This is a genomic window from Candidatus Synechococcus calcipolaris G9 (assembly GCF_029582805.1).
In the GTDB taxonomy this organism is placed as follows: Bacteria; Cyanobacteriota; Cyanobacteriia; order Thermosynechococcales; family Thermosynechococcaceae; genus Synechococcus_F; species Synechococcus_F calcipolaris.
In genome coordinates, this window is record NZ_JAKKUT010000003.1 from 1 (window position 1) to 6,075 (window position 6,075).

5 protein-coding genes and 1 pseudogene are annotated in these 6,075 nt (G+C 45.4%); all 6 read left to right on the forward strand.

The features are described 5' to 3' along the window. The coding region (locus L3556_RS12390; RefSeq protein ID WP_277867655.1) for a replication initiation factor domain-containing protein at positions 1–892 on the forward strand (892 nt) is incomplete at its 5' end. Between the two features lie 38 nt (positions 893–930). Continuing rightward, entirely contained in the window at positions 931–1,329 is a 399-nt protein-coding gene (locus L3556_RS12395; RefSeq protein ID WP_277867656.1) for a hypothetical protein, read from the forward strand. Positions 1,330–2,444: 1,115 nt separating this feature from the next. Continuing rightward, a complete protein-coding gene (locus tag L3556_RS12400; RefSeq protein WP_277867657.1) occupies positions 2,445–3,353 on the forward strand; it encodes a replication initiation factor domain-containing protein in 909 nt (302 codons plus the stop codon). 38 nt (positions 3,354–3,391) lie between these two features. Further along, the gene (locus L3556_RS12405; protein WP_277867656.1) at positions 3,392–3,790 is read left to right on the forward strand and encodes a hypothetical protein; all 399 of its coding nucleotides are present in this window, start codon (positions 3,392–3,394) and stop codon (positions 3,788–3,790) included. A 1,115-nt stretch (positions 3,791–4,905) separates the two neighbouring features. Beyond that, a complete protein-coding gene (locus L3556_RS12410) occupies positions 4,906–5,814 on the forward strand; it encodes a replication initiation factor domain-containing protein (RefSeq protein WP_277867657.1) in 909 nt (302 codons plus the stop codon). Between the two features lie 38 nt (positions 5,815–5,852). Then, positions 5,853–6,075, forward strand: a pseudogene (locus L3556_RS12415) (hypothetical protein); the annotation flags it as partial.

Consider the following 6,075-nt stretch of genomic DNA (forward strand, 5'->3'; position numbering starts at 1 on the left):
GTTAGACGGCGATCAGATTTTGCATGAGGGAGATCCATTTCACTCTGGTAAGCGATGGGAACATCATGGCCGGTCTGCCTACGGATTGATGTGGGCCTGGGATGATCCATCAGAAGATCGCCCTGGTAAGGGATGGATTTGTATAAAGGGGTCATACCTGAGTTACATGGAACCTGAGGCCGTGCAGTGCCTCCTCAGGATTTTGATTTTGGATTATGGGGTCAAGACAACCCGCTTAGACTTTGCCCTAGACGATTACAGTAAGGCAGTTACGCCCTATCAGGTGCTACAGGCTGGTTTTGCCCGTCAGTTTGCCAGGTTTAAGCGGCCGCCACGGTTTAGTGGTGATGCTGCGGATGGCTCGCTCACGGTAACGTTTGGATCTAGGTTCAGTGACAAACTTCTCAGGGTCTACGACAAGGCTAAGGAATCCAAGGGCGAGATAGATGCAATCCGCTGGGAGATTGAATTTAAGGACGAAGTAGCCCATGCTCACGCTTGCCAGTTCATAGACTGCCCATGGGCAGAACTCCCCTACGAGTTTGTGGCCCAGGCGGTAGTTGGCTCAATCGAGTTTTGCGAGGTTGGGGAGGGGCGACGCTCTTTTAGTAGCTACTGCTTGCTGCCCTGGTGGGAGGCGTTCAAAGCCGCTATTGGCTCTATCCGTCTGCCAGTGCCGCGAAAGCCCCAAACTTTGGAACGTAGACGGCAATGGATGCGATCGGCCTGGAGTAAAACCCTAGCTGGGATGTCACTGGTATTTGGATCAGAAGTGGTGGTTAGGGGTATCGTTGCCGGTCTAATGCAGACCGGACGCGATCGCCTCACGTCTACCGACCTAAATTTGTTCAAAGTCTGGCAATATGAGCATGAATTGCAGTGTCAAACGTAATCTATGTTAGATTTTAGATAACGTTACGAAAACCAGGCATGGCACAATCTAATCGTGGTGGATACCGTGAGGGAAGCGGTCGCCCTAGTAATTGGAATCTAAAACCAATTACGGTAATAAAAATTCCTTTACCGATTAAAGAAGAGGTTTTAGAAATAGCACATCAGTTAGATTCCCTTTCCGAAATTGATCCATCAGACCGGAAAGAGTATGAAACCGTTACGATACCTAAAACCGAGTTACAGAGCTTAATTAAGGCTATTTGGTCAGATCCAAAAATCAATAGAGATAAACGTGACCAAGCGGCAATTCGTAAAGCCTTAACAATTCTTTACGATAGGCTAGATTCTAGCTACTCTCGATCTAACTTAAACTGTGCAGTTTATAATAAATTAAGCGAAAAAGAACAAGTCGATTATGCTTTATCGTTATTATGATGCAAACTAATTTAATATGCCCCTATAAGCGTTGTAGGAGTTGCTATCTTGAATATGAAGGCTATCCTTTATTCTGTAAAGACTGCCTAACGTGGACAAAGTTAGAAGCTCATATACCGACAATGGAACGAATTGAAACGCGGAATAATCGTCAAATATCCCTATTGGATTTTGTCCCAGGCGAATTGAGGGAAGTTGCTTAAAGCCAGTATGGGCAAGAATCTGCCGGCAGATTTGGCTATTATAAGACCTTCTTTTTCTGAATTGATTATTGATAGAAATAGCAAATATATCAATAAATTTATTTCTGAGGTGATAAACTGATAGTAATACGCTCTGCTGGGAAGCAACGTAGGCCAGGCGAAAGCTAAAACAGGCCCAGGTAAGGCTATTCACTGCGAATCCCCTGCCTGGGTTTTGTTTGGCCCCTGGCTATCGCTTGGTCAAAATCCTGGGGAGTCCTGAGGGGCAAAGCCCCTCGTGTAATCTGGGGGATGACGCACGAACCCTATAGGGGTCGGGCCGAGCGAATAAGTGTTTTGAGCCTTGGCCGCCTGGCGTTGAAGTTTTCCAGGTTGATCGCATTTCCTGGTTATTTTCTGAGAAAGGTATGGAAATAACCTATTAGAAAAACTGATGAGTCAGCCTACCACGCGGTAGCTTTTGTGAGAGAAAAGTATAAGTAGACTTATCATTGAGCTTTTTCTCTAACGGTAATGTTAGATAAACCTCTTATGTGATAGGGCGATAGATAGCTCTGACTTATACCCGATCGCTGATGCCTGTCTTATCTACCTAGCGGTTAGCTCTATTTGTCTAGATTTGCTGTGATAAAAATAAAAGAAGGCCGCGATAACGGCCTTCCCAAAAAAACAAAAAATATCTATCCCTATTTTATCGTGATTAACTTAAATTCCAATACCCAACCAATTAGACTTCCTAATATAGTTTCTCCCTTTAGAGAAATATATGATTCTGGGTTAACCCCCCCTACTAACAGGGGGTCAGAATGCAATTTTGTATCACACGGATACCATTTATCAGAGAATTTTAGCAGTCGAATTGATTGGTTCCAGGGGACGTTTGTTCTAGAGAATCTTGAAACCCTCTCAGCAATGAAAAAGCTGATCATGTTAGACGGCGATCAGATTTTGCATGAGGGAGATCCATTTCACTCTGGTAAGCGATGGGAACATCATGGCCGGTCTGCCTACGGATTGATGTGGGCCTGGGATGATCCATCAGAAGATCGCCCTGGTAAGGGATGGATTTGTATAAAGGGGTCATACCTGAGTTACATGGAACCTGAGGCCGTGCAGTGCCTCCTCAGGATTTTGATTTTGGATTATGGGGTCAAGACAACCCGCTTAGACTTTGCCCTAGACGATTACAGTAAGGCAGTTACGCCCTATCAGGTGCTACAGGCTGGTTTTGCCCGTCAGTTTGCCAGGTTTAAGCGGCCGCCACGGTTTAGTGGTGATGCTGCGGATGGCTCGCTCACGGTAACGTTTGGATCTAGGTTCAGTGACAAACTTCTCAGGGTCTACGACAAGGCTAAGGAATCCAAGGGCGAGATAGATGCAATCCGCTGGGAGATTGAATTTAAGGACGAAGTAGCCCATGCTCACGCTTGCCAGTTCATAGACTGCCCATGGGCAGAACTCCCCTACGAGTTTGTGGCCCAGGCGGTAGTTGGCTCAATCGAGTTTTGCGAGGTTGGGGAGGGGCGACGCTCTTTTAGTAGCTACTGCTTGCTGCCCTGGTGGGAGGCGTTCAAAGCCGCTATTGGCTCTATCCGTCTGCCAGTGCCGCGAAAGCCCCAAACTTTGGAACGTAGACGGCAATGGATGCGATCGGCCTGGAGTAAAACCCTAGCTGGGATGTCACTGGTATTTGGATCAGAAGTGGTGGTTAGGGGTATCGTTGCCGGTCTAATGCAGACCGGACGCGATCGCCTCACGTCTACCGACCTAAATTTGTTCAAAGTCTGGCAATATGAGCATGAATTGCAGTGTCAAACGTAATCTATGTTAGATTTTAGATAACGTTACGAAAACCAGGCATGGCACAATCTAATCGTGGTGGATACCGTGAGGGAAGCGGTCGCCCTAGTAATTGGAATCTAAAACCAATTACGGTAATAAAAATTCCTTTACCGATTAAAGAAGAGGTTTTAGAAATAGCACATCAGTTAGATTCCCTTTCCGAAATTGATCCATCAGACCGGAAAGAGTATGAAACCGTTACGATACCTAAAACCGAGTTACAGAGCTTAATTAAGGCTATTTGGTCAGATCCAAAAATCAATAGAGATAAACGTGACCAAGCGGCAATTCGTAAAGCCTTAACAATTCTTTACGATAGGCTAGATTCTAGCTACTCTCGATCTAACTTAAACTGTGCAGTTTATAATAAATTAAGCGAAAAAGAACAAGTCGATTATGCTTTATCGTTATTATGATGCAAACTAATTTAATATGCCCCTATAAGCGTTGTAGGAGTTGCTATCTTGAATATGAAGGCTATCCTTTATTCTGTAAAGACTGCCTAACGTGGACAAAGTTAGAAGCTCATATACCGACAATGGAACGAATTGAAACGCGGAATAATCGTCAAATATCCCTATTGGATTTTGTCCCAGGCGAATTGAGGGAAGTTGCTTAAAGCCAGTATGGGCAAGAATCTGCCGGCAGATTTGGCTATTATAAGACCTTCTTTTTCTGAATTGATTATTGATAGAAATAGCAAATATATCAATAAATTTATTTCTGAGGTGATAAACTGATAGTAATACGCTCTGCTGGGAAGCAACGTAGGCCAGGCGAAAGCTAAAACAGGCCCAGGTAAGGCTATTCACTGCGAATCCCCTGCCTGGGTTTTGTTTGGCCCCTGGCTATCGCTTGGTCAAAATCCTGGGGAGTCCTGAGGGGCAAAGCCCCTCGTGTAATCTGGGGGATGACGCACGAACCCTATAGGGGTCGGGCCGAGCGAATAAGTGTTTTGAGCCTTGGCCGCCTGGCGTTGAAGTTTTCCAGGTTGATCGCATTTCCTGGTTATTTTCTGAGAAAGGTATGGAAATAACCTATTAGAAAAACTGATGAGTCAGCCTACCACGCGGTAGCTTTTGTGAGAGAAAAGTATAAGTAGACTTATCATTGAGCTTTTTCTCTAACGGTAATGTTAGATAAACCTCTTATGTGATAGGGCGATAGATAGCTCTGACTTATACCCGATCGCTGATGCCTGTCTTATCTACCTAGCGGTTAGCTCTATTTGTCTAGATTTGCTGTGATAAAAATAAAAGAAGGCCGCGATAACGGCCTTCCCAAAAAAACAAAAAATATCTATCCCTATTTTATCGTGATTAACTTAAATTCCAATACCCAACCAATTAGACTTCCTAATATAGTTTCTCCCTTTAGAGAAATATATGATTCTGGGTTAACCCCCCCTACTAACAGGGGGTCAGAATGCAATTTTGTATCACACGGATACCATTTATCAGAGAATTTTAGCAGTCGAATTGATTGGTTCCAGGGGACGTTTGTTCTAGAGAATCTTGAAACCCTCTCAGCAATGAAAAAGCTGATCATGTTAGACGGCGATCAGATTTTGCATGAGGGAGATCCATTTCACTCTGGTAAGCGATGGGAACATCATGGCCGGTCTGCCTACGGATTGATGTGGGCCTGGGATGATCCATCAGAAGATCGCCCTGGTAAGGGATGGATTTGTATAAAGGGGTCATACCTGAGTTACATGGAACCTGAGGCCGTGCAGTGCCTCCTCAGGATTTTGATTTTGGATTATGGGGTCAAGACAACCCGCTTAGACTTTGCCCTAGACGATTACAGTAAGGCAGTTACGCCCTATCAGGTGCTACAGGCTGGTTTTGCCCGTCAGTTTGCCAGGTTTAAGCGGCCGCCACGGTTTAGTGGTGATGCTGCGGATGGCTCGCTCACGGTAACGTTTGGATCTAGGTTCAGTGACAAACTTCTCAGGGTCTACGACAAGGCTAAGGAATCCAAGGGCGAGATAGATGCAATCCGCTGGGAGATTGAATTTAAGGACGAAGTAGCCCATGCTCACGCTTGCCAGTTCATAGACTGCCCATGGGCAGAACTCCCCTACGAGTTTGTGGCCCAGGCGGTAGTTGGCTCAATCGAGTTTTGCGAGGTTGGGGAGGGGCGACGCTCTTTTAGTAGCTACTGCTTGCTGCCCTGGTGGGAGGCGTTCAAAGCCGCTATTGGCTCTATCCGTCTGCCAGTGCCGCGAAAGCCCCAAACTTTGGAACGTAGACGGCAATGGATGCGATCGGCCTGGAGTAAAACCCTAGCTGGGATGTCACTGGTATTTGGATCAGAAGTGGTGGTTAGGGGTATCGTTGCCGGTCTAATGCAGACCGGACGCGATCGCCTCACGTCTACCGACCTAAATTTGTTCAAAGTCTGGCAATATGAGCATGAATTGCAGTGTCAAACGTAATCTATGTTAGATTTTAGATAACGTTACGAAAACCAGGCATGGCACAATCTAATCGTGGTGGATACCGTGAGGGAAGCGGTCGCCCTAGTAATTGGAATCTAAAACCAATTACGGTAATAAAAATTCCTTTACCGATTAAAGAAGAGGTTTTAGAAATAGCACATCAGTTAGATTCCCTTTCCGAAATTGATCCATCAGACCGGAAAGAGTATGAAACCGTTACGATACCTAAAACCGAGTTACAGAGCTTAATTAAGGCTA

What these genes read in the sequence shown, in the direction of transcription:
- L3556_RS12395 (WP_277867656.1), top strand. Translation starts at nt 931, where the DNA reads ATGGCACAATCTAATCGTGGTGGATACCGTGAGGGAAGCGGTCGCCCT.
- L3556_RS12400 (WP_277867657.1), top strand. Translation starts at nt 2,445, where the DNA reads ATGAAAAAGCTGATCATGTTAGACGGCGATCAGATTTTGCATGAGGGA.
- L3556_RS12410 (WP_277867657.1), top strand. Translation starts at nt 4,906, where the DNA reads ATGAAAAAGCTGATCATGTTAGACGGCGATCAGATTTTGCATGAGGGA.
- L3556_RS12405 (WP_277867656.1), top strand. Translation starts at nt 3,392, where the DNA reads ATGGCACAATCTAATCGTGGTGGATACCGTGAGGGAAGCGGTCGCCCT.